Genomic DNA, 19,977 nt, shown 5'->3' on the forward strand with positions numbered 1-19,977 from the left:
TACCTTTGTGAATACAAACAGATAACAGAGCAATGCTCGCGTATCTGTAGAAAAATAAAAGGAAGATAGAATGACTATTGAGCGCACTTTTTCAATCGTTAAGCCCGACGCAGTAAAACGTAATCTGATTGGCGCTATTTATCAGCGTATTGAAGCGGCTGGTCTGCAAATTGTCGCAGCAAAAATGCTTCACCTGACAAAAGAACAGGCACAAGGTTTTTATGCCGAGCATGAAGGTAAGCCATTTTACGACGGTTTGGTTGAGTTCATGACTTCTGGTCCGGTGACCGTGCAGGTTCTCGAAGGCGAAGACGCGATTGCGCGTTACCGTGAACTGATGGGTAAGACCAACCCAGAAGAAGCGGCCTGCGGCACACTGCGTGCAGACTTTGCTGAGAGCATGCGTTTTAACTCAGTACACGGCTCTGACAGCCCGACTTCGGCAGAGCGAGAAATTGCTTACTTTTTCGCCGCTGATGAGATTTGTCCTCGTATTCTGTAATCGCTTCATGGATAAGACAAAAGGAGAGCTTTGGCTCTCCTTTTTCGTTTCTGGCAGATTTACACACTAGAATAAGCCTATAAGTAACAGGTGGAATCCCGATCACAAAGGCTGTACAATTTCGCGCCTTGATTTAAGGCGAACCGCCATTTATCAGCCAATGTTGAGTGGCTGATGTGGTTACTGATTTATTGTTCACGAGGCAATCTGATGACAACAGAAAAAATCAATCTGCTGGATTTCGATCGACAGGCGCTACGTGCGTTTTTCGCCGAAGAGTTAGGCGAAAAGGCGTTCCGTGCCGATCAGATCATGAAGTGGATGTACCATTTCGGTGTTGATGATTTTGATCAGATGAACAACATCAACAAAAAGCTTCGTGAAAAACTGAATGCGCGTTGCGAAATCCGTGCGCCAGAAGTTAGCACTGCTCAATATTCTTCTGATGGCACCATCAAATGGGCAATGCGTGTTGGTAATCAGGACGTTGAAACCGTTTATATCCCTGAAGATGACCGTGCAACCTTGTGCGTGTCTTCCCAGGTAGGCTGTGCGCTCGACTGTAAATTCTGTTCTACTGCCCAACAAGGCTTTAACCGTAACCTCAAAGTGTCTGAAATCATCGGACAGGTTTGGCGTGCAGCTAAAGAAATCGGCGTGGAAAAAGAAACTGGCCGTCGTCCAATTACCAACGTGGTCATGATGGGTATGGGTGAGCCTCTTCTGAATATGAAGAACCTGATCCCAGCGCTGAATCTGATGCTGGATGATCTGGCCTACGGTTTGTCAAAACGCCGTGTCACTGTATCAACTTCCGGTGTGGTTTCCGGTCTGGATCAGATGGCAGGTAAGATTGATGTCGCTCTGGCGATTTCTCTTCACGCGCCGACTGATGAGCTACGCAGCCAAATCATGCCAATCAACGATCGCTATGATATTGAAACGTTTTTAGCGTCTGTACGTCGTTATATTGCGTCGTCAAATGCGAACCGTGGCCGTGTCACCGTAGAGTATATTCTCCTCGATCACGTCAATGATGATATGGAGCATGCGCGCCAACTCGCAGAGCTGTTAAAAGATACGCCTGCGAAGATAAACCTGATTCCTTTTAACCCTTATCCTGGGTCACCATATAAGAAACCGAGTAACTCACGCATCGATCGTTTCCAGAAAACACTGATGCAATACGACTACACGGTTATCGTTCGTAAAACCCGTGGTGATGACATTGATGCGGCGTGCGGTCAGCTCGTCGGCGATGTGATAGACCGAACCAAACGCACGCAAAGCAGACTGAATGTTGAGGAGCAAATCCCAGTGAAATCAGTCTGATTTGTCAGACTGATTAGGATGGGATAATGGCAAGGACGCTTAGCGCTCTGTTATTGATGGGATTATTAGCTGGTTGTGTCACAGTAACAGAGAAGCAAAATACCGCGAAGTTTGATAGCATTGACGCAGCTGAGTCCAGAATTTCGCTTGGTCTTGCCTATTTGAAGGCAGGACAATGGGAGCGAGCGAGGCAAAATCTTGAAACGGCGGTGCAGTTTGCACCCACTTATTATCGCTCACTCATTTCCTTCGCCTACTATCTTCAGGAAGTTGGCGAGTACGACCAAGCTGAACAACAGTACAAAACAGCGTTACGTCATTCACCACAAAATGGTGACGTTCAGAACAATTACGGCGTCTTTTTATGTCGACAGGAACGATACGACGAAGCGCAGCGGGCGTTTGCGAGGGCGATTGACCAACCATACTATTACAAGTTATCCGGTAGTTACGAAAACGCTGCTCTTTGCGCAATGAAAGAGGGGAACAGGGGTAACGCGAAAGTATGGTTCGCCAAAGCTATTGACCATGAGCCGAACAGGCCTTTATCTTCCGTAAAACTCGCCCGTATGGAAGTGGAAGACGATGAGCTGAATGAAGCGAGAATACGTCTTTTCCATTTTCACAAACGCTATGGCTATCAGCCTGCGACGCTGTTAATAATGAATGACCTGGAGAACAAAGCCGGACGGCCAAAGGAAGCGGAACGTTACGCGAGCCTGCTGGCTGACAAATTTCCCGAATCAAAAGAATTTAGACAGTACCTGACGAATGAATACTGAACAAAACGAAGAACAGCAGTTTGAGGTTGAGTCGACACATCCGGGAACGGTTTTGCGACAAGCCCGAGAGGCGATGGGGCTATCCGCTCAGGATGTGGCTGACCGCCTGAGACTTCGTGTTTCCGTTATTCAAGACCTGGAAGAAAACTGCTGCGATGAAAAACAGATAACCACGTTTACACGTGGTTATATTCGTTCATATGCCAAGCTGGTCGGCGTAAACGCTGACCAACTCCTGCACACATTTAAGCCTGCACCCGAAGCAGAAGATAACGTGCAGAAGATGCAAAGCTTCTCGCGAAAGACCCGTCGTGACAAAGACGATAGCCGCGTCATGAGTCTGACCTGGGTTATTTTGGCTGTGGCTGTGGGTTTGACAGCGTTTTGGTGGTGGCAGAACCAACAAAACGATCCTCTACTCTCACTACCGGAAGGGACCAACCTTCTCGCCTCTATCACAGAAGAAACACCTGCAGCCGCTGACCTAAGCGAAGGTTTGGAAAATCAGCAGGTTCAGGATGTGACCGAAAGTATCGCTCCTGCTCTAATAGAAGCAGAAGACAACAATACCGTGGCAGAAGAGACAGTCACCGAGGTTGTGCCTGAAGTCGAGACCGAGTCCCCAGTTGGGCAAGAATCTGCACCGCAAGAAGTCGCTGAAACTTCAACAGTGGTTGAAGCGCCAGAACAGGTTGAAGAAACTGTTTCGACCCCGGTGGTGACGGAGCCGACTTTATCTTTATCCTTTAATGGCGATTGTTGGGTGGATATCCGCGATGCCAGTGGCAAACGTCTGCTGACAGGGATAAAATCTGCAGGCGAAACCGTTGAACTATCCGGTGATACACCGTTTAAGTTGGTGCTGGGTGCACCAGCTGCTGTGAGTCTTGCCTACAATGGCGAGAACGTTGATCTGAGTGGCTACCCATCAGGACGGGTAGCGCGTTTGAGCCTTCCAAAGTAATCCAGAGTACACCTAATGCATACCGAATCTCCTATTAAACGTCGTCCGTCTACGCGTATTTATGTGGGCGATGTGCCAATTGGCGATGGCGCTCCGATCGCAGTTCAATCAATGACGAACACCCGCACAACCGACGTGGAAGCGACGGTTGCTCAGATCAAAGCACTGGAAAAAGTGGGTGCAGACATCGTGCGCGTTTCTGTGCCGACCATGGACGCCGCCGAAGCGTTCAAACTGATCAAACAGCAGTGCTCCATCCCATTGGTTGCTGATATTCACTTTGACTACCGTATTGCCCTCAAGGTGGCAGAATATGGCGTTGATTGTCTTCGTATTAACCCTGGCAATATTGGTAACGAACAACGTATCCGCTCTGTGGTTGACGCAGCGCGTGACAAGAACATTCCGATCCGTATTGGCGTGAACGGTGGTTCGCTGGAGCGTGATATTCAAGAAAAATATGGCGAGCCGACACCAGAAGCACTGGTGGAATCGGCGATGCGCCATGTTGATATTCTGGATCGCCTCAACTTTGACCAGTTTAAAGTGAGTGTGAAGGCGTCTGATGTATTCCTGGCCGTTGAATCTTACCGTCAACTGGCAAAACGCATTGATCAACCTCTGCACCTTGGTATTACCGAGGCAGGTGGTGCGCGTGCAGGTTCAGTGAAATCTGCAGTTGGCCTTGGCATGCTGCTAAGTGAAGGCATTGGTGATACCCTGCGTATCTCATTGGCGGCTGATCCAGTAGAAGAAATCAAAGTCGGTTTCGATATTTTAAAATCACTGCGTATCCGTTCACGCGGTGTGAATTTTATTGCCTGCCCAACATGCTCCCGTCAGGAGTTTGATGTGATTGGTACCGTAAACGCACTGGAACAGCGTCTGGAAGATGTTGTTGTGCCTATGGACGTTTCAGTGATTGGCTGTGTGGTTAACGGGCCGGGTGAAGCTGAAGTATCACACATCGGTGTGGCTGGTGGTAACAAACGCAGCGCGTATTACGATGATGGCAAACGCCAGAAAGAACGTTTTGAAAATGACAACCTGATCGATCAGCTGGAAGCGAAGATCCGGGCGAAAGCGTCAATGTTGGATGAAAACAACCGCATCGACGTGAACACACAAGAGTAAGCGCAGCGCGCTCACTTACAGCTAGAACAAACAGATCGGTTACGAGAGTTAACGTGGCAAAAACTATTCAAGCAATCCGAGGCATGAACGACTGCCTCCCAACACAGTCTCCACTTTGGCAAAAAGTCGAAGGCACTGTTAAAGACGTTATCAGCGCATACGGTTACAGCGAAGTGCGCATGCCGATCGTGGAAATGACTCATCTATTCAGCCGCGCCATTGGTGAAGTGACCGACGTGGTTGAGAAAGAAATGTACACCTTCGAGGACCGCAACGGCGACAGCCTGACTTTGCGTCCTGAAGGCACAGCGGGCTGTGTGCGCGCCGGTATCGAGAACGGTTTGCTTTACAACCAGGAGCAACGTCTGTGGTACGTTGGTCCAATGTTCCGTCATGAGCGTCCACAGAAAGGCCGTTACCGTCAGTTCCACCAGTTTGGCGTGGAAGTGTTTGGCCTGAACGGCCCTGATGTTGACGCTGAACTTATCATGATGACTGCACGCCTTTGGCGTAAGCTGGGCATCCATGAACATGTGCGTCTGGAACTGAACTCTATCGGTTCGTTGGAAGCACGTGCGAATTATCGTGAAGCGCTAGTGGAATTCTTGATGCAGCATGAAGCGATCTTGGATGAAGATTGCAAACGCCGCATGCATACCAATCCACTGCGAGTGCTGGATACCAAGAATGCGGATATCCAAGCGGTATTGACCGATGCACCGAAGCTTTCGGAGTATCTGGATGAAGAATCAAAACAACATTTTGCAGGTCTTTGTGAACTGTTGGACGCAGCAGGTATCCAATACACGGTAAACGAGAAACTGGTTCGCGGTCTGGACTATTACAACCGTACCGTTTTCGAGTGGATCACTGAAAGCCTGGGCTCTCAAGGTACAGTTTGTGGCGGTGGCCGCTACGACGGTCTGGTTGAGCAACTGGGCGGTAAAGCTACCCCGGCAGTCGGTTTTGCAATGGGCGTTGAGCGTCTGGTGCTTCTGATGGAAACGCTGGAACTTGATGATACCCGAGCTGCGGTTGACGTATACATGGTCACTGCAGGCGAAGGCACGCTGGTAGCGGGCATGCAACTGGCTGAGAAACTGCGTGAGCAGGTTCCTGGTCTGCGCGTGATGACCCACTTTGGCGGCGGTAACTTTAAGAAGCAATTCAAACGCGCTGACAAAGTTGGTGCGTCGGTGGCTCTGGTACTTGGCGAAGATGAAGTCGCTAACAACCAAGTAACCTTCAAAGATCTTAAAGGCGGCGAACAGCTGACCATTTCTCAGGATGAAGTAGCCGATAAACTGGCTCAACGAGTTTAAGAGAGGACAAAACGTGGACGTCTACACCACAGAAGAACAACAAGTTGAAGCGATTAAAAAGTGGTGGCGGGATAACGGCAAAGCCGTTGTCCTCGGCGCAGTAATCGGTTTGGGCGGCCTTTATGGATGGCGTTATTACCAATCGGAAATGGAAACCAGCCGTGAGCAGGCATCAGAAGCGTATACACAAGTAGTAAGCGCACTGGTTGCAGGCGATGCGCAGGCGGAAGAGAAAGCGACAGCTTTCATCGGTGATAATGAAGGCTCTTACGCGACCCTGCTTGAGCTGCAATTGGCGAAGTCGTTTGTTGATGCAGGCGATCTGACCAAAGCGGCCGAGCAACTGCGTAAAGTGCAGTCCTCAAAAGACGAAACACTGAAAACACTGGCGACAGTTCGTTTAGCACGTGTTGAAGCAGAGCAGGGTAACTACGACGCTGCACTGACACAACTGAACAGTGTAACGGCGGAAAGCTGGAAAGCACAGGTTGAAGAACTTCGCGGCGATATCGAGCTGCGTAAAGGCGATACAGCCGCAGCGCGTTCTGCTTATGCAGCTTCCATTGCAGCAGCGACCAACCCAGTTGTTCAGATGAAACTGGACAACCTGTCTCAATAAGGTCTGAGTATGATGCGTAAGGGATGGAAACGTGTTGGTGCAGTTGCCTTGCTGGGAACACTGCTGATTGGCTGTGCGGGTGAGGAAGATTCCATCCAGATGGCACCCGTGCCAGTGGTTGAGAGCGAATTCACCCTGAGTCAGGTTTGGAAGTCCAGTGTAGGTAACGGTGTTGGAAATTATTTCAGCAACCTGTCTCCTGTACAGGCTTATGGCAAAGTGTTTGCGGCTGATCGCCAAGGTGTGGTTAAAGCCATGGACACTGAAACCGGTTCGACCCTTTGGAGTGTCGATCTGGGTGAAGATTCTGCCGCACTGATCTCCGGAGGTCTGACGGCCTCTTACGGTAAGATCTACTTGGGGACCGAAACTGGTGCGTTGATTGCGTTGGATGAAGAAACCGGAGAAACCGTTTGGCGTAGCAACGCAGGCGGCGAAATCCTTTCTAAGCCTTTGGCAGATGAAAGTCTGGTGATTGTTAACACCAGCCGTGGTGAACTGGCTGCATTTGATGCAGAATCCGGTGAAGAACGTTGGCGTATTTCCAGTGACGTGCCAAACCTGACATTGCGTGGAGACAGCTCTCCGGTATCAACGTCAGGTGGTGTGTTCTGGGGCATGGCAAACGGGCGTCTGGGTGCTGCATTCGTTGAGAATGGCAACATCATCTGGCAACAGCCGATTGCGAGCCCGAAAGGTGCCACTGAAATCGACCGCTTGGTTGATGTTGATGCGACACCTGTGATTGACGGCGCACTGCTTTACGCGGTGGGTTACAATGGCCAATTGGTTGCGATTGACCTGCGTTCAGGTCGCCCTGCGTGGAAACGCACTTACAGTTCATCGACTGACTTTTTGGTGGCGGGAAGCTATCTGTTTCTTATCACTGACAAAGATCATGTGGTGGCAGTAGATGCGCGCAGTGGCACTGAGCTTTGGCAGAACCGCGATTTGGAGTACCGTCAGTTGACGGCACCAGTGGCTATTTCCGGTTACGTTGTAGTGGGTGATGCAGAAGGCTATCTGCATTGGATGGACCCGAACTCTGGTGAGTTTGTGGCGCAGCAGCAACTGGATGACAGCGGTTTTGCGGTGAGCCCATTAAACGTAGATGGCGGTTATATCGTCACAACCCGTGATGGCACAATAAGTAAGAAGCAAGTACAGTAAATACAGTTGCTTATCAATTATTCGGCTCCTGATCCTGACCGGTCAGGAGCCGCTGTTATTAATGAATTTGAGATTTTAAGAGGTCAGTATGATTCCTGTAGTAGCCCTGGTAGGGCGTCCTAATGTGGGGAAGTCGACACTCTTTAACCGGCTAACAAGGACGCGCGATGCGCTCGTTGCCGATTTTCCGGGTTTGACCAGGGATCGTAAGTACGGAAAAGCTATGCTGGGTGAGCATGAGTTCATCGTGGTGGACACCGGTGGTATCGACGGTACCGAAGAGGGTGTAGAAACCAAGATGGCTGAGCAGTCACTGGCAGCGATTGAAGAAGCCGATGTTGTGCTGTTTATGGTTGATGGCCGTGCGGGTCTGACCGTTGCCGATGAAGCAATTGCGCACCACCTGCGTAGCCGTGAAAAGAAAACCTTCCTTGTCGTCAACAAAGTTGATGGCATTGATGCAGACGCAGCAAGTGCGGAGTTTTGGCAGTTGGGCATGCCAGACATGTACCAGATTGCAGCCGCACATGGTCGTGGTGTACTCGCTTTGATCGATCGCGCACTGAAGCCGTTCGCAGAAGAGCTCGCGAGCGAAGAAGGTGAAGAAGGTTTGGTCGACCTGACGGGCGAACAAGATGCCGAAGACGAAGATAAAGATCTGACCGAAGAAGATGCAGAATCTGCATTGGAGCGTCTGCGTAACCTGCCAATCAAATTCGGTATCATCGGTCGTCCAAACGTGGGTAAATCGACCCTGACTAACCGTATCCTTGGCGAAGACCGCGTCGTAGTTTACGACATGCCGGGCACAACGCGCGATTCCATCTACATTCCAATGGAGCGTGACGGCCGTGAGTACGTGATCATTGATACCGCAGGTGTTCGCCGACGTAAGCGTGTTAACGAGAAAGTTGAGAAGTTCTCTGTTATCCAGACACTGAAGGCGATCGAAGACTCGAACGTTGTGCTGCTGGTTATTGACGCGCGCGAGAACATTTCGGATCAGGATTTGAGCTTGTTGGGCTTTGCATTGAACGCAGGTCGTTCGATCGTCATCGCTGTAAACAAGTGGGATGGTCTGGACAGCGATGTGAAAGAGCGCGTGAAGTCAGAGCTTGACCGTCGTCTTGGCTTTGTTGATTTCGCCCGTATTCACTTTATCTCTGCATTGCATGGTACAGGTGTGGGTCACCTGTTTGAGTCGATTCAGGAAGCATATGAGTCTGCGACCAAGCGAATCAGCACCGCGATGCTGACCCGCATCATGAGCATGGCTCAGGATGATCACCAGCCACCTATGATCCGTGGCCGTCGCGTGAAGCTGAAGTATGCACATGCGGGTGGTTACAACCCACCGATTTTCGTTATTCACGGAAACCTGGTGAAAGAACTGCCTGATTCGTACAAGCGTTACCTGATGAACTACTACCGTAAGTCTCTGGAAATCATGGGTACACCTATCCGTATTCAGTTCCAGAACAGCGAGAACCCGTTTGAAGGTAAGAAAGAGAAGCTAACCATTTCTCAGGCGCGTCAACGTAAGCGTCTGATGGACATGGTGAAAACCCGCGGCAAAAAGTAACTCTCTGCCACTAAATACCAAGAGCCGACCTAAAGGTCGGCTTTTTTACGCCCGTAAAAAACGGATTGCATCTGGATAGATGAAGGTTGAATGACAGCCCATGTAATTTAGACAAAAGTGTCATCTTTCCGTGTTTCCCGCCCGTAATTTGAGCTGTTAGCCTCGATAAGGGCTATCAGATTGGGCTGATTGAACGCTAATTCAGTCTGATCTGACCGTCGAATGAGGAAATTTAGATGATCTTCGTCACAAAAAATAAGCAATTAGGCGTGAAATATCGTTCTAGGAAGGAAAGGCGAATTATTACGCGGCTACTATGACAGCTATAATTTATAAAATATCGAAATCAATGGTATTTAATTTATACATCGACATTTTATCCTTTTAAAAATCCATATGCAGAACATGTAACTTATGCTTTCGGGGGTTGTATTGATAAATATTTTTTTAGGGGGTGATCGCTGATCGGATCCCATAATCGCTGCGATCTGACGATCTTTATAGGATCCAGCACTAGGCTGCTCGTTTTGCCAGCATCTAAGGGTTAGAATAACGGTAAAAGGATCTTTGTGCATCCTTTGACCAAAAAACTGCGAAGTGAAAAGCTAAGGAAACCTGAATGGGAAATCATTGCCCTGAATGCGAGAGTGACTTGGTGTGGGACAACGGCACTTACCGTTGTGAAACCTGCGAGAAAAGTTTTGTAAAACAGGCTTTTTGTGCCACTTGCGACGCGCTATTGGAAAAGCTTCAGGCTTGTGGGGCGACCAGCTATTTCTGCAATAGCTGCAACGAGCTGAAATCGAAGTCGAGCGCGAGAATCGTTTTTGAAGAACAAAAAACGGTGTCCTGAGACACCGTTTCACCTTTCTGGTTAAAGATCCTTTTTAGGGGCTGTTGACCTTTGGTGATGATTTTTGCAGCAGTTTGTGGGGATTTTATGCAAGGCAGAAGCTTCGATGTGTAGCTCGCCTACATGAGAAGCTGATAACGCAGCAGAAATACCCCACAAACGCTGCCCGAAGGGTTCTGCTCTAACCGTTTTATGCTTTGTTGAGGTGTATTTGCTTAGAATCACTAGGCGGCACACACCTCGCCGCGCCTAAAACGCTTATAGCTAGAACTAAATTTAACCACCAAAGATCAACAGCCCCTAGATCACCGTAGATTGGATCTCTCCATCTCCAAACGTTGACCTGATCTGATCGCCAGATTTAAGCGACGATGCTGAACGAATCACTTCGCCTTTATCGTTTCGGGTGATTGAATAACCGCGTGCAAGTGTTGCCAGTGGGCTCACCGCATCCAGTGTTTCCATCTGCAGTGCCAGTGCATGTTGTTGTTGTCGGAGTTGGCGGCGCATGGCCTCAATAAGACGCTGCTCCACATAGCCCAGTTGCGCTTTCTGGCCAGGAATTTGGTTCGCGGGTGAGTATCTCTCAAGCTTTTGCGCTGCTCTATCCAGGCGCTGTGCTTCCGTTTGAAGTGTATAGCGCATGGATTGGTGAAGACGCCTTTCAAGCTCATCAAACTGCTGAGACTGTTGTTGAAGCTGCGCTTTGGGGTGCTGCATCGCCAATCGGTGTTGCAAGCGTGTCAGCCATTCCTGAGAGCGGCTTAAATGACGGCTGAAAGCGTGTGCGAGGCGATCAGTACGCTGCAAGAGTTGCTGATCACGTACCGAGATATCTCGGCTGACAAGCTCTGCTGCTGCTGACGGGGTAGGGGCACGGACATCGGCGACGAAATCCGCGATGGTAACATCAACTTCATGGCCAACTGCACTGACGATCGGGATGGAGCTGGCGGCAATGGTACGGGCAACAATTTCCTCGTTGAAACACCACAAGTCTTCCAGCGAACCACCACCACGGCCAACGATCAGCACATCACATTCATTGCGGCTGTTGGCACGCCCAATAGCCTGCGCTATTTGAATCGCAGCATCTTTGCCCTGCACTTGGGTGGGATAAATCACCACAGGCAAGCTAGGATCGCGGCGTTTCAATACATGCAAAATATCATGCAGCGCCGCTCCAGTACTAGAAGTGATCACGCCAACCCGCTTGGGTTGTTCTGGGAGTGGTTTTTTCAGACTGGCAGCAAACAGACCTTCTGCGGAAAGCTGCATTTTCAGTTTTTCAAATTGTTGTTGAAGCAGGCCGTCACCTTCGGGCTGCATGCTTTCGACAATGATTTGGTAGTCACCGCGGGGCTCATACAAAGAAAGCCTTGCACGCACCAACACCTGATTTCCGTTGGCAGGTTTAAATGTCACCCGTCGGTTATTGCCTTTGAACATGGCGCATTTGACCTGAGCCTGACGGTCTTTCAGGGTGAAATACCAGTGACCAGATGTTGCCACGGTGAGGTTTGAAATCTCGCCAACCAGCCAAACAATGCCCATTTCGTTTTCGAGCAATAAACGTACTTCAGCGTTTAATCTGGAGACGGTATAGATATTGTTGTTGGTGAGATTCATAGCGGAATGCGTCTTTGTTTTCAGCAAGATGAAGCCATGTTAAAGAGGCGAAATCTGAAAGCCAAACGTTTTCGTAAAAATCTGTAGCCAAACGTTTGCGCCGTCAGTATAATGCGGCGGCAATATTTTGAACTCCCTCATATTATATTGGCGTGAGATATTGCAATGTTACGAATAGCTAAAGAAGCCCTTACTTTTGACGATGTACTGCTGGTTCCAGCACACTCCACAGTTCTTCCGAACACTGCCGACTTGCGCACTCAACTGACGAAAAAAATCTCTCTGAACATCCCACTGATCTCAGCGGCGATGGACACAGTGACCGAAGCGCGCCTCGCAATTGCGCTTGCTCAGGAAGGTGGCATCGGTTTTATCCACAAAAACATGTCTATTGAGCAACAAGCGGAACAAGTTCGCTTGGTGAAGATCTTTGAAGCCGGTGTGGTTTCAAACCCTGTTACTGTGACGCCTGATCAAACCATTGCTGATGTAAAAGCACTGACCGACACTCACGGCTTTGCCGGTTTCCCAGTTGTCACTGAAGCCAATGAACTGGTGGGTATCATCACTGGCCGTGACGTTCGTTTCGTGACTGACCTGAGCCTGAAAGTGTCAGAAGCCATGACACCGAAAGAGCGTCTGGCGACAGTGAAAGAGGGTGCAAGCCCAGAAGAAGTTCAAAAGCTGATGCAAAAACACCGCGTAGAAAAAATCCTGGTGGTTAATGACGATCACCACATCGCGGGCATGATCACTGCAAAAGATTTCCAAAAAGCTGAGCGCAAACCAAACGCATGTAAAGACGAGCAAGGCCGTCTGCGTGTTGGTGCCGCGGTTGGCGCAGGTGCAGGTAACGAAGAACGTGTTGCTGCACTGGTTGAAGCAGGCGTTGACGTGCTGCTTATCGACTCTTCTCATGGTCACTCTGAAGGCGTGCTTCAACGCATTCGTGAAACCCGTGAAAAATTCCCTGAATTGCAAATCATTGGCGGTAACGTCGCAACTGGCGCAGGTGCAAAAGCCCTGATTGAAGCGGGTGTAGATGCAGTGAAAGTGGGTATCGGCCCAGGCTCAATCTGTACAACCCGTATTGTTACCGGTGTGGGTGTTCCGCAAATCACTGCGATTTCAGACGCAGTCGAAGTGGCAGAGCAATACGGCGTGCCATGTATCGCTGATGGCGGTATCCGCTTTTCTGGTGACCTGTGTAAAGCACTGGTTGCAGGCGCATCATGTGTGATGGTTGGTTCTATGCTGGCAGGTACGGAAGAATCTCCAGGTGAAGTAGAACTGTACCAAGGCCGCGCTTACAAATCTTACCGTGGTATGGGCTCGCTGGGTGCGATGTCTAAAGGTTCTTCTGACCGTTACTTCCAGAGCGATAACGCAGCGGACAAGCTGGTACCGGAAGGTATCGAAGGTCGCGTGGCATACAAAGGCCGTCTGAAAGAAATCATTCACCAGCAAATGGGTGGCCTGCGCTCGTGCATGGGTCTGACCGGTTCCGCGACGGTTGAAGCTTTGCGCACAAAAGCAGAATTCGTTCGCATCACTGGCGCTGGTATGACGGAATCGCACGCACACGATGTGACCATCACTAAAGAAGCACCAAACTACCGTACTGGCCAGTAATTCACGCCCGTAAGTTAAAGCCGAAATTTATAGCATGGGGACGGAAGTCCCCTGTATCGATGACTTTTTGAGACAAGCTGAAATGACCCAAAATATTCATGACCAACGTATTCTGATCCTCGACTTTGGTTCTCAGTACACCCAGTTGATTGCGCGTCGTATCCGTGAAATCGGTGTTTACTGTGAGCTGTGGGGCTGGGATGTTGAAGAGCAGGATATCCGTGACTTCAACCCGAACGGCATCATTCTTTCCGGTGGCCCGGAGAGCGTGACCGAAGACGGTTCGCCACGTGCGCCTGAATATGTGTTTAACGCGGGCGTTCCAGTACTGGGCGTGTGCTACGGCATGCAAACCATGTCTGAGCAACTTGGCGGTAAAGTTTCAGGCTCAAACGAGCGTGAGTTCGGTTACGCGAAAGTGACGCTGGACAACCCAGGTAGCCTGTTTGAAGGTATCGAAGATGCCATCAATGAAGCGGGCAAAGGCGTTCTGGATGTATGGATGAGCCACGGCGACAAAGTGGTAGAAATTCCATCTGACTTTGAGAAAGTTGCGTCGACTGATACTTGTCCGTTTGCAGCAATGGCAAACGAAGAGAAGCGTTTCTACGGCGTTCAGTTCCACCCTGAAGTGACGCACACCCGTCAGGGTCACCGCATGCTTGAGCGCTTCGTGATGGATATCTGTGGCTGTGAAAAGCTATGGACGCCAGCATCTATCATCGAAGATGCGATTGCGCGCATCAAAGAACAAGTGGGTGATGACGAAGTGATCCTTGGCCTGTCAGGCGGCGTGGACTCTTCTGTTGTTGCTATGCTTATCCACCGCGCGATCGGTGACAAGCTGACCTGTGTATTCGTAGACAACGGTCTGCTGCGCTTGAACGAAGCAGAGCAGGTTATGGAAATGTTCGGTGACCACTTCGGCCTGAACATTGTTCACGTTGATGCGGAAGACCGCTTCCTGTCAGCGCTGGAAGGTATTGCGGATCCAGAAGCAAAACGTAAGAAGATTGGTCACGTGTTCGTAGACGTATTCGATGAAGAATCGAAGAAGCTGAAGAACGCGAAATGGCTGGCGCAAGGCACTATCTACCCAGATGTGATCGAGTCTGCTGCTTCCAAGACCGGTAAAGCGCACGTTATCAAATCTCACCACAACGTAGGTGGTCTGCCGGATGACATGGAAATGGGTCTGGTTGAGCCGCTGAAAGAGCTGTTCAAAGACGAAGTGCGTAAGATTGGTCTGGAGCTGGGTCTGCCGTATAACATGCTTTACCGCCACCCGTTCCCAGGTCCAGGTCTGGGTGTACGTGTACTTGGCGAAGTGAAAAAAGAGTACTGTGATCTGCTACGCCGTGCGGATGCTATCTTCATCGAAGAGCTACACAAAGCAGACCTTTACAACAAGGTTTCTCAGGCATTTACCGTGTTCTTGCCAGTACGCTCTGTCGGCGTAATGGGTGACGGCCGTAAATACGATTGGGTCGTTTCTCTGCGTGCAGTAGAAACCATCGACTTCATGACCGCACACTGGGCGCACCTGCCATACGACTTCCTGGGCCGCGTTTCAAACCGCATCATCAACGAAGTTGACGGCATCAGCCGCGTGGTTTACGACGTATCTGGTAAGCCACCTGCAACCATCGAGTGGGAATAATCCCTCTTCAAATCCAGTCATTCAAAAGGCACGCATAGCGTGCCTTTTTCTTTCTCTCTCACCTGCGATACGTCTTCCGTTCTCAGGGTGGCTGATACTCACCATTTCACGCCAAAAGTAGCCACTTTAGCGTGGTTGTTGTGAATTTGGATTGTCTTTGTTTGCTTTGTGTTTATTGCTTGTGTGGTAATTGAATTTATGTGCTGAAACCGTAATTTTAATTGAGATTAGTCACTATCAATTTGGTTGGTTACGTGTATTTTGTGCTGTTGAATAATTATGACGTCGTTGCGAATTCATCAAAGAATCCGCTCCTTACGATGCAAACACACACTGTAAAAACTCGGAGCTTTAAATGAGTAACCATGCCATGAGCAATACTCCAGACGCGCCAAGTGGCGGTATGGAAAAGTTCCTGAACTGGATTGAAAGGGCGGGTAACAAAATCCCTGATCCTGCACTTCTGTTCTTCTATGGACTTTTAATCGTATGGGGCCTGTCCGCCGTTCTTTCTCAGGTTGATTTCGGCCTGATCCATCCTGTTACCGGCCAGGCTGTAGAGATTAATAACCTTCTGACAGGCGAAGCGCTTGCAAGCTTCCTCGCGAACATGGTGACGACTTTCACCAGCTTTGCACCTATGGGTATTGTGCTTGTAGCCATGCTGGGTGTGGGCGTCGCGGATGCATCTGGCTTTATCACCACTGGCCTGAAAAAAATGCTGAACGTGACACCTAAGAAGCTGCTGACGCCAGCGCTGATTCTGGTGGCGATTGTGTCGCACACGGCAGCAGATGCGGGTTACGTTCTGGTTATTCCTTTGGGCGGCATCATCTTCCACGCCGCGGGTCGTCACCCGCTGGTGGGTATTGCTGCGGCGTTTGCCGGTGTGTCGGGCGGTTTCTCAGCTAACTTTATTCCAGCGGGTATTGACCCTCTGTTGGCTGGCTTTACCCAATCTGCAGCGCAGGTTCTGGATAAAGACTACGTGGTGAACCCACTGGCGAACCTGTATTTCACAGGTCTTTCTTCATTCCTGATTGTGGCTATCGGCTGGTATGTGACTGAGAAAATTATCGAGCCACGCCTGAACAAATTGCCAATTGATGAAGATGCAGAAAAAGCACCTGATCTCGGCAGCTTCACCGCTATTGAAAGTAAAGCGTTCAACCGCGCAGGTTTTGCAATGCTGGCGGGTATCGTTCTGCTGGTGGTTGCTCTTATCCCTGAAACGTCAGCACTGCGTTCACCTGAAGGTGAACTGACTGCGTTCTCTGCGCCGCTGATGAAATCTATCGTACCGCTGATCTTTATCTTGTTTGTGATTCCAGGTGTGGTTTATGGTCGCGTGGCAGGTACCTTCAAAACGCAAGGCGATATCATTAAAGCAATGAGCGATACCATGGCGACCATGGGCGCATATTTGGTGATGTCATTCTTCTGTGCGCAGTTCCTGGCGGCATTCAGCCAGTCGAACATCGGCACCTTGCTGGCATTGGAAGGCGCGGCATTCCTGAAAGCGCTGAACATGCCGGGTCAGTTGACCATCATCGGTATGATTCTGTTGACCGCGTGTGTGAACCTGCTTATCGGTTCTGCATCGGCAAAATGGGCGCTGATTGGTCCAATCCTTGTACCAATGCTGATGGCGCTGGGTATTTCTCCTGAGTTGTCTCAGGCGGCTTACCGCGTAGGTGACTCCGTATCTAACATCATTTCTCCACTGATGGTGTTCTTCCCACTGGTCGTGGTTTACTGCCAACGTTATGTGAAGAGCACAGGTATCGGCACATTGGCTTCAATGATGATGCCTTACTCCATTGCGATGCTGATCGGTTGGTCAATCTTCCTTCTGGCTTACTGGGCTCTGGGCATCCCTCTGGGTATCCAAGCACCTTACACCTACCAGATGTAACAGCAATCTGTTGTAATCCAAGCCCTGCCGCCGTGCAGGGCTTTTTCTTGCGTTTGAATTCTTCTCCAACAATACGTGCTACATCAACGCAACATTATCAAAACATACATCTATGCATTAATGGATTTTTGAGATTTTGTATAAAAGATGTATCTTCTGGGATGTTTGCGTTATCTCACACTATTATCTGCGGTGCTGTCTTCAATCTGCCATAAGTCCTGACTCTTAATGTTGATTTGGCATTATCCCCTTTTTAATCTCATTTATTGGAGTTTTACTCCAAAAGTGGCATCTGCTAAGTTCTTGCGGCAAAAGTAACGGATATACCTGATTTCATCGCATGCTCGTTTCGGCGAATGGTCAATCAAGGTTAGAACTCATCGAAAAGGTGGTATGACATGAGTCAAGCTTCACAAGGAGCGCCGCAACAGAATGGCGCGATTGCGTTTATTGAACGCGTAGGTAAAAAAATCCCCGATCCTGTGATCATTTTTATGTTCCTTTTTGTGGCTGCATTGGCCATTACAGGTTTGATCGGCGGAATGGAATTCCAAACCACAGGGGCAGATGGTAACCCTGTCAGCCACACTGTGAAGAGCATGCTGGCAACAGAAAACGTTCGCTGGATGTTTGATAATGCGATCCTTGAAAACTGGCTGTCGTTCGGCCATGGCGTACTCGGTGTCATTCTCGTGGTGATGCTGGGTGTCGGCATTGCTGAGAACTCAGGCCTTCTGGGGGCAGTGATTAAGCGTGTTGGCCTACGCCTGAATGAGAAGTGGCTGCCGATGCTGCTGGTATTCCTGGGTATCATGAGCTCCATCGCGACGGATGCGGGTTACCTGGTGCTTATCCCATTGGCAGGTATGCTGTACGCAGGTGTGGGTAAAAATCCATTGATCGGAATGGCAGCTGCGTTCGCAGGTGTCTCTGCGGGCTTCAGTGCAAACCTGATTCCTGCAACCCCGGTTGACGTCATTATTGGTCTGAATGCACGTGTGTTTGCAGAATCTCAAGGCGTGCCTTTTGAGACCGCAGCAGGTGAAGTGCTAAACCCTGCGACAATGCACTATTTCTTCATCTTTGTTTCCACCTTCATGCTGGCGATTCTGGGTGCTTGGGTCACCAAACGCTTTGTCGCACCTCGTTTGGAAAAGATGGAGTACACGCTACCGGAAGACTTGGATCAGAGCGATTTCTCTGTCAGCGAAAGCGAGCAAAAGGGTCTGCGCGCTGCAGGTCTCGGCCTGATTGCTTCTCTGGCTGCGATTGTTGCGCTGGCAATGGGTCCACTTGCGCCATACACCAATGAGGCTGGCCGCACAGTCACCCCTTACATGAACAACGTCATCCTTTTGATTGCGATGGTGTTTGCGGTAACGGGTATTTGCTTTGGTTACAGCACGGGCAAGTTCAAGTCTTTACAAGACGTAGTGAATGCCATGGTGAAGCAGATGAACACCTTTGGTTATGTTTTGGTTTTGACTTTCTTCAGCCATAACTTCCTGGCGGTATTGAGTTATTCAGGCTTGGGTGTTTATATCACTTACCTAGGTGCGACCACCTTGTCTTCACTGGGTCTGGAAAACTTCCCAATCCTGCTCATCATTGGCTTCATTCTTACCACTGCACTTATCAATCTGTTTGTGGGTGGTTTGACATCGAAGTGGATGCTGCTGGGGCCAATTTTCGTTCCTATGCTGTATCAGGTTAACCCGAATATGACACCTGATTTGGTAGCAGCTGCGTATCGCGTAGCAGATTCGTCGACTAACATCATTACGCCAATGATGACCTATGCAGGTGTGATTCTAGCCTTCATGCGTAAGTACAAATCTGATCTGACGTTTGGCGACGTGATTGCGATGATGGTGCCATACTCAGCAGCGTTCCTGACTGTATGGACAACCTTGCTGATTGTGTTCTTCAGCTTCAACATTCCACTGGGCTTCTGATCAGGCTCAGCAAGAATAGAAAAACCCGGCTTCGGCCGGGTTTTTTGTTGTTTGAAGCCTTACTTCAAATGCTCTCCATGAAACCGTAGGTGATCTTCAATAAAGCTCGAAATGAAGTAGTAGCTGTGGTCATAGCCTTCCTGCATACGAAGCTCCAGCGGATAACCAGCTTCTTCAGCAGCTTGAAGCAGGTTACCGGGTTTCAGTTGCTCATGCAGGAACTGGTCGCCATCACCTTGATCAATCAGCATCGGTAAGTGCTTCTCGGCTTTTTTGATTAAGGCGCAGCTGTCGTATTCCAGCCAAGTTTGGCGGTCTTCACCTAAATAGTTGGTAAAAGCCTTTTCGCCCCAAGGCACAGCAGCGGGATTCACAATTGGGCTGAATGCAGAAACAGAACGGTAATCGTCACTGTTTTTCAGTGCGATTGTCAGGGCACCGTGTCCCCCCATGCTGTGACCGGAAATCGCCTTCACATCACTGACCGGGAAGTGCGCTTCGATAACAGCAGGAAGCTCTTTTACCACGTAATCGTACATGTGATAGAAACGATTCCAAGGTGCCTCAGTCGCATTCAGGTAGAAACCAGCACCGATACCAAAATCGTACGCACCTTCAGGATCATCAGGAATATTGTCGCCACGTGGGCTGGTGTCAGGGGCAACGATAGCAATACCCAGCTCAGCAGCGACACGATGTGCGCCGGCTTTCTGCATAAAGTTTTCGTCACTGCAGGTCAGTCCTGACAACCAGTAAAGTACTGGCACACGATTTGATTCTGACGCTTGAGGTGGCAAGAAAATGGCGAAACGCATATTGCTATGAACAGTTCGCGAGGTGTGAGTGTACTGCTTATGCCAGCCGCCAAAACTGCGGTTGCTGCTGATATTTTCAAGACTCATTTAGGACTCCAAAGCAGGCGGTTA

The 19,977-nt window shown here is 49.6% G+C and carries 16 protein-coding genes; 14 read left to right on the plus strand and 2 right to left on the minus strand.

Annotation, left to right across the window (positions count from 1 at the left end):
- Window positions 1-70: 70 nt before the first annotated feature.
- The 10 genes from ndk to D515_RS05935 all read left to right on the plus strand — a co-directional run bounded on the left by ndk (window position 71) and on the right by D515_RS05935 (window position 10,260).
- On the plus strand, window positions 71-502 hold the full coding sequence (gene ndk, locus D515_RS05890) for a nucleoside-diphosphate kinase (RefSeq protein ID WP_002536947.1): 432 nt from the start codon (window positions 71-73) through the stop codon (window positions 500-502).
- Window positions 503-712: 210 nt separating this feature from the next.
- Window positions 713-1,834, plus strand: coding sequence for a dual-specificity RNA methyltransferase RlmN (gene rlmN / locus D515_RS05895; protein WP_002536949.1), 1,122 nt, complete (start codon window positions 713-715; stop codon window positions 1,832-1,834).
- Between the two features lie 26 nt (window positions 1,835-1,860).
- On the plus strand, window positions 1,861-2,616 hold the full coding sequence (pilW, locus tag D515_RS05900) for a type IV pilus biogenesis/stability protein PilW (protein ID WP_002536950.1): 756 nt from the start codon (window positions 1,861-1,863) through the stop codon (window positions 2,614-2,616).
- The gene (gene rodZ, locus D515_RS05905; protein ID WP_002536951.1) at window positions 2,606-3,580 is read left to right on the plus strand and encodes a cytoskeleton protein RodZ; all 975 of its coding nucleotides are present in this window, start codon (window positions 2,606-2,608) and stop codon (window positions 3,578-3,580) included. The genes pilW and rodZ overlap by 11 nt, the downstream gene beginning before the upstream one ends.
- 15 nt (window positions 3,581-3,595) lie before the next feature.
- A complete protein-coding gene (gene ispG / locus D515_RS05910; RefSeq protein ID WP_002536953.1) occupies window positions 3,596-4,714 on the plus strand; it encodes a flavodoxin-dependent (E)-4-hydroxy-3-methylbut-2-enyl-diphosphate synthase in 1,119 nt (372 codons plus the stop codon).
- A 53-nt stretch (window positions 4,715-4,767) separates the two neighbouring features.
- On the plus strand, window positions 4,768-6,036 hold the full coding sequence (gene hisS, locus D515_RS05915) for a histidine--tRNA ligase (protein WP_039849686.1): 1,269 nt from the start codon (window positions 4,768-4,770) through the stop codon (window positions 6,034-6,036).
- A gap of 13 nt (window positions 6,037-6,049) precedes the next feature.
- Window positions 6,050-6,655 (plus strand): YfgM family protein, encoded by a 606-nt coding sequence (locus D515_RS05920; protein ID WP_002536956.1) that lies wholly within the window; start codon window positions 6,050-6,052, stop codon window positions 6,653-6,655.
- A gap of 12 nt (window positions 6,656-6,667) precedes the next feature.
- On the plus strand, window positions 6,668-7,825 hold the full coding sequence (gene bamB, locus D515_RS05925; RefSeq protein WP_039849699.1) for an outer membrane protein assembly factor BamB: 1,158 nt from the start codon (window positions 6,668-6,670) through the stop codon (window positions 7,823-7,825).
- A gap of 88 nt (window positions 7,826-7,913) precedes the next feature.
- Complete coding sequence (der, locus tag D515_RS05930; protein ID WP_039849687.1) at window positions 7,914-9,407, plus strand: ribosome biogenesis GTPase Der; 1,494 nt, start codon at window positions 7,914-7,916, stop codon at window positions 9,405-9,407.
- A gap of 619 nt (window positions 9,408-10,026) precedes the next feature.
- Complete coding sequence (locus D515_RS05935) at window positions 10,027-10,260, plus strand: zinc ribbon domain-containing protein (protein WP_002536962.1); 234 nt, start codon at window positions 10,027-10,029, stop codon at window positions 10,258-10,260.
- Between the two features lie 300 nt (window positions 10,261-10,560).
- On the opposite strand, the gene xseA is transcribed toward D515_RS05935, so the two are convergent.
- Window positions 10,561-11,889, minus strand: coding sequence for an exodeoxyribonuclease VII large subunit (xseA, locus tag D515_RS05940; RefSeq protein ID WP_002536964.1), 1,329 nt, complete (start codon window positions 11,887-11,889; stop codon window positions 10,561-10,563).
- Between the two features lie 165 nt (window positions 11,890-12,054).
- On the opposite strand from xseA, the gene guaB reads away from it, so the two are divergent.
- The 4 genes from guaB to D515_RS05960 all read left to right on the plus strand — a co-directional run bounded on the left by guaB (window position 12,055) and on the right by D515_RS05960 (window position 19,051).
- Window positions 12,055-13,521: an IMP dehydrogenase gene (gene guaB, locus D515_RS05945; protein WP_002536968.1), complete on the plus strand. Its 1,467-nt coding sequence runs from the start codon at window positions 12,055-12,057 to the stop codon at window positions 13,519-13,521.
- A gap of 82 nt (window positions 13,522-13,603) precedes the next feature.
- Window positions 13,604-15,181, plus strand: coding sequence for a glutamine-hydrolyzing GMP synthase (guaA, locus tag D515_RS05950; RefSeq protein ID WP_039849689.1), 1,578 nt, complete (start codon window positions 13,604-13,606; stop codon window positions 15,179-15,181).
- A gap of 355 nt (window positions 15,182-15,536) precedes the next feature.
- A complete protein-coding gene (locus D515_RS05955; RefSeq protein ID WP_002536972.1) occupies window positions 15,537-17,096 on the plus strand; it encodes an AbgT family transporter in 1,560 nt (519 codons plus the stop codon).
- A 398-nt stretch (window positions 17,097-17,494) separates the two neighbouring features.
- Window positions 17,495-19,051 carry an AbgT family transporter gene (locus D515_RS05960; RefSeq protein WP_002536974.1) on the plus strand — a complete coding sequence of 519 codons (1,557 nt, stop codon included), beginning with the start codon at window positions 17,495-17,497 and terminating at the stop codon, window positions 19,049-19,051.
- Between the two features lie 59 nt (window positions 19,052-19,110).
- Here D515_RS05960 and fghA read toward each other — a convergent pair whose 3' ends face one another.
- Window positions 19,111-19,953: an S-formylglutathione hydrolase gene (fghA, locus tag D515_RS05965; RefSeq protein WP_002536975.1), complete on the minus strand. Its 843-nt coding sequence runs from the start codon at window positions 19,951-19,953 to the stop codon at window positions 19,111-19,113.
- Window positions 19,954-19,977: the final 24 nt, after the last annotated feature.

The organism is Grimontia indica (genome assembly GCF_000333895.2).
GTDB lineage: Bacteria > Pseudomonadota > Gammaproteobacteria > Enterobacterales > Vibrionaceae > Enterovibrio > Enterovibrio indicus.

Excerpts from the sequence above, each read along its gene's own strand:
- der (WP_039849687.1), top strand. The coding sequence starts at position 7,914 with ATGATTCCTGTAGTAGCCCTGGTAGGGCGTCCTAATGTGGGGAAGTCG.
- ndk (WP_002536947.1), top strand. The coding sequence starts at position 71 with ATGACTATTGAGCGCACTTTTTCAATCGTTAAGCCCGACGCAGTAAAA.
- D515_RS05960 (WP_002536974.1), top strand. The coding sequence starts at position 17,495 with ATGAGTCAAGCTTCACAAGGAGCGCCGCAACAGAATGGCGCGATTGCG.
- pilW (WP_002536950.1), top strand. The coding sequence starts at position 1,861 with ATGGCAAGGACGCTTAGCGCTCTGTTATTGATGGGATTATTAGCTGGT.
- guaB (WP_002536968.1), top strand. The coding sequence starts at position 12,055 with ATGTTACGAATAGCTAAAGAAGCCCTTACTTTTGACGATGTACTGCTG.
- rodZ (WP_002536951.1), top strand. The coding sequence starts at position 2,606 with ATGAATACTGAACAAAACGAAGAACAGCAGTTTGAGGTTGAGTCGACA.
- D515_RS05955 (WP_002536972.1), top strand. The coding sequence starts at position 15,537 with ATGAGTAACCATGCCATGAGCAATACTCCAGACGCGCCAAGTGGCGGT.
- ispG (WP_002536953.1), top strand. The coding sequence starts at position 3,596 with ATGCATACCGAATCTCCTATTAAACGTCGTCCGTCTACGCGTATTTAT.
- xseA (WP_002536964.1), bottom strand. The coding sequence starts at position 11,889 with ATGAATCTCACCAACAACAATATCTATACCGTCTCCAGATTAAACGCT.
- rlmN (WP_002536949.1), top strand. The coding sequence starts at position 713 with ATGACAACAGAAAAAATCAATCTGCTGGATTTCGATCGACAGGCGCTA.
- D515_RS05935 (WP_002536962.1), top strand. The coding sequence starts at position 10,027 with ATGGGAAATCATTGCCCTGAATGCGAGAGTGACTTGGTGTGGGACAAC.
- fghA (WP_002536975.1), bottom strand. The coding sequence starts at position 19,953 with ATGAGTCTTGAAAATATCAGCAGCAACCGCAGTTTTGGCGGCTGGCAT.
- guaA (WP_039849689.1), top strand. The coding sequence starts at position 13,604 with ATGACCCAAAATATTCATGACCAACGTATTCTGATCCTCGACTTTGGT.
- bamB (WP_039849699.1), top strand. The coding sequence starts at position 6,668 with ATGCGTAAGGGATGGAAACGTGTTGGTGCAGTTGCCTTGCTGGGAACA.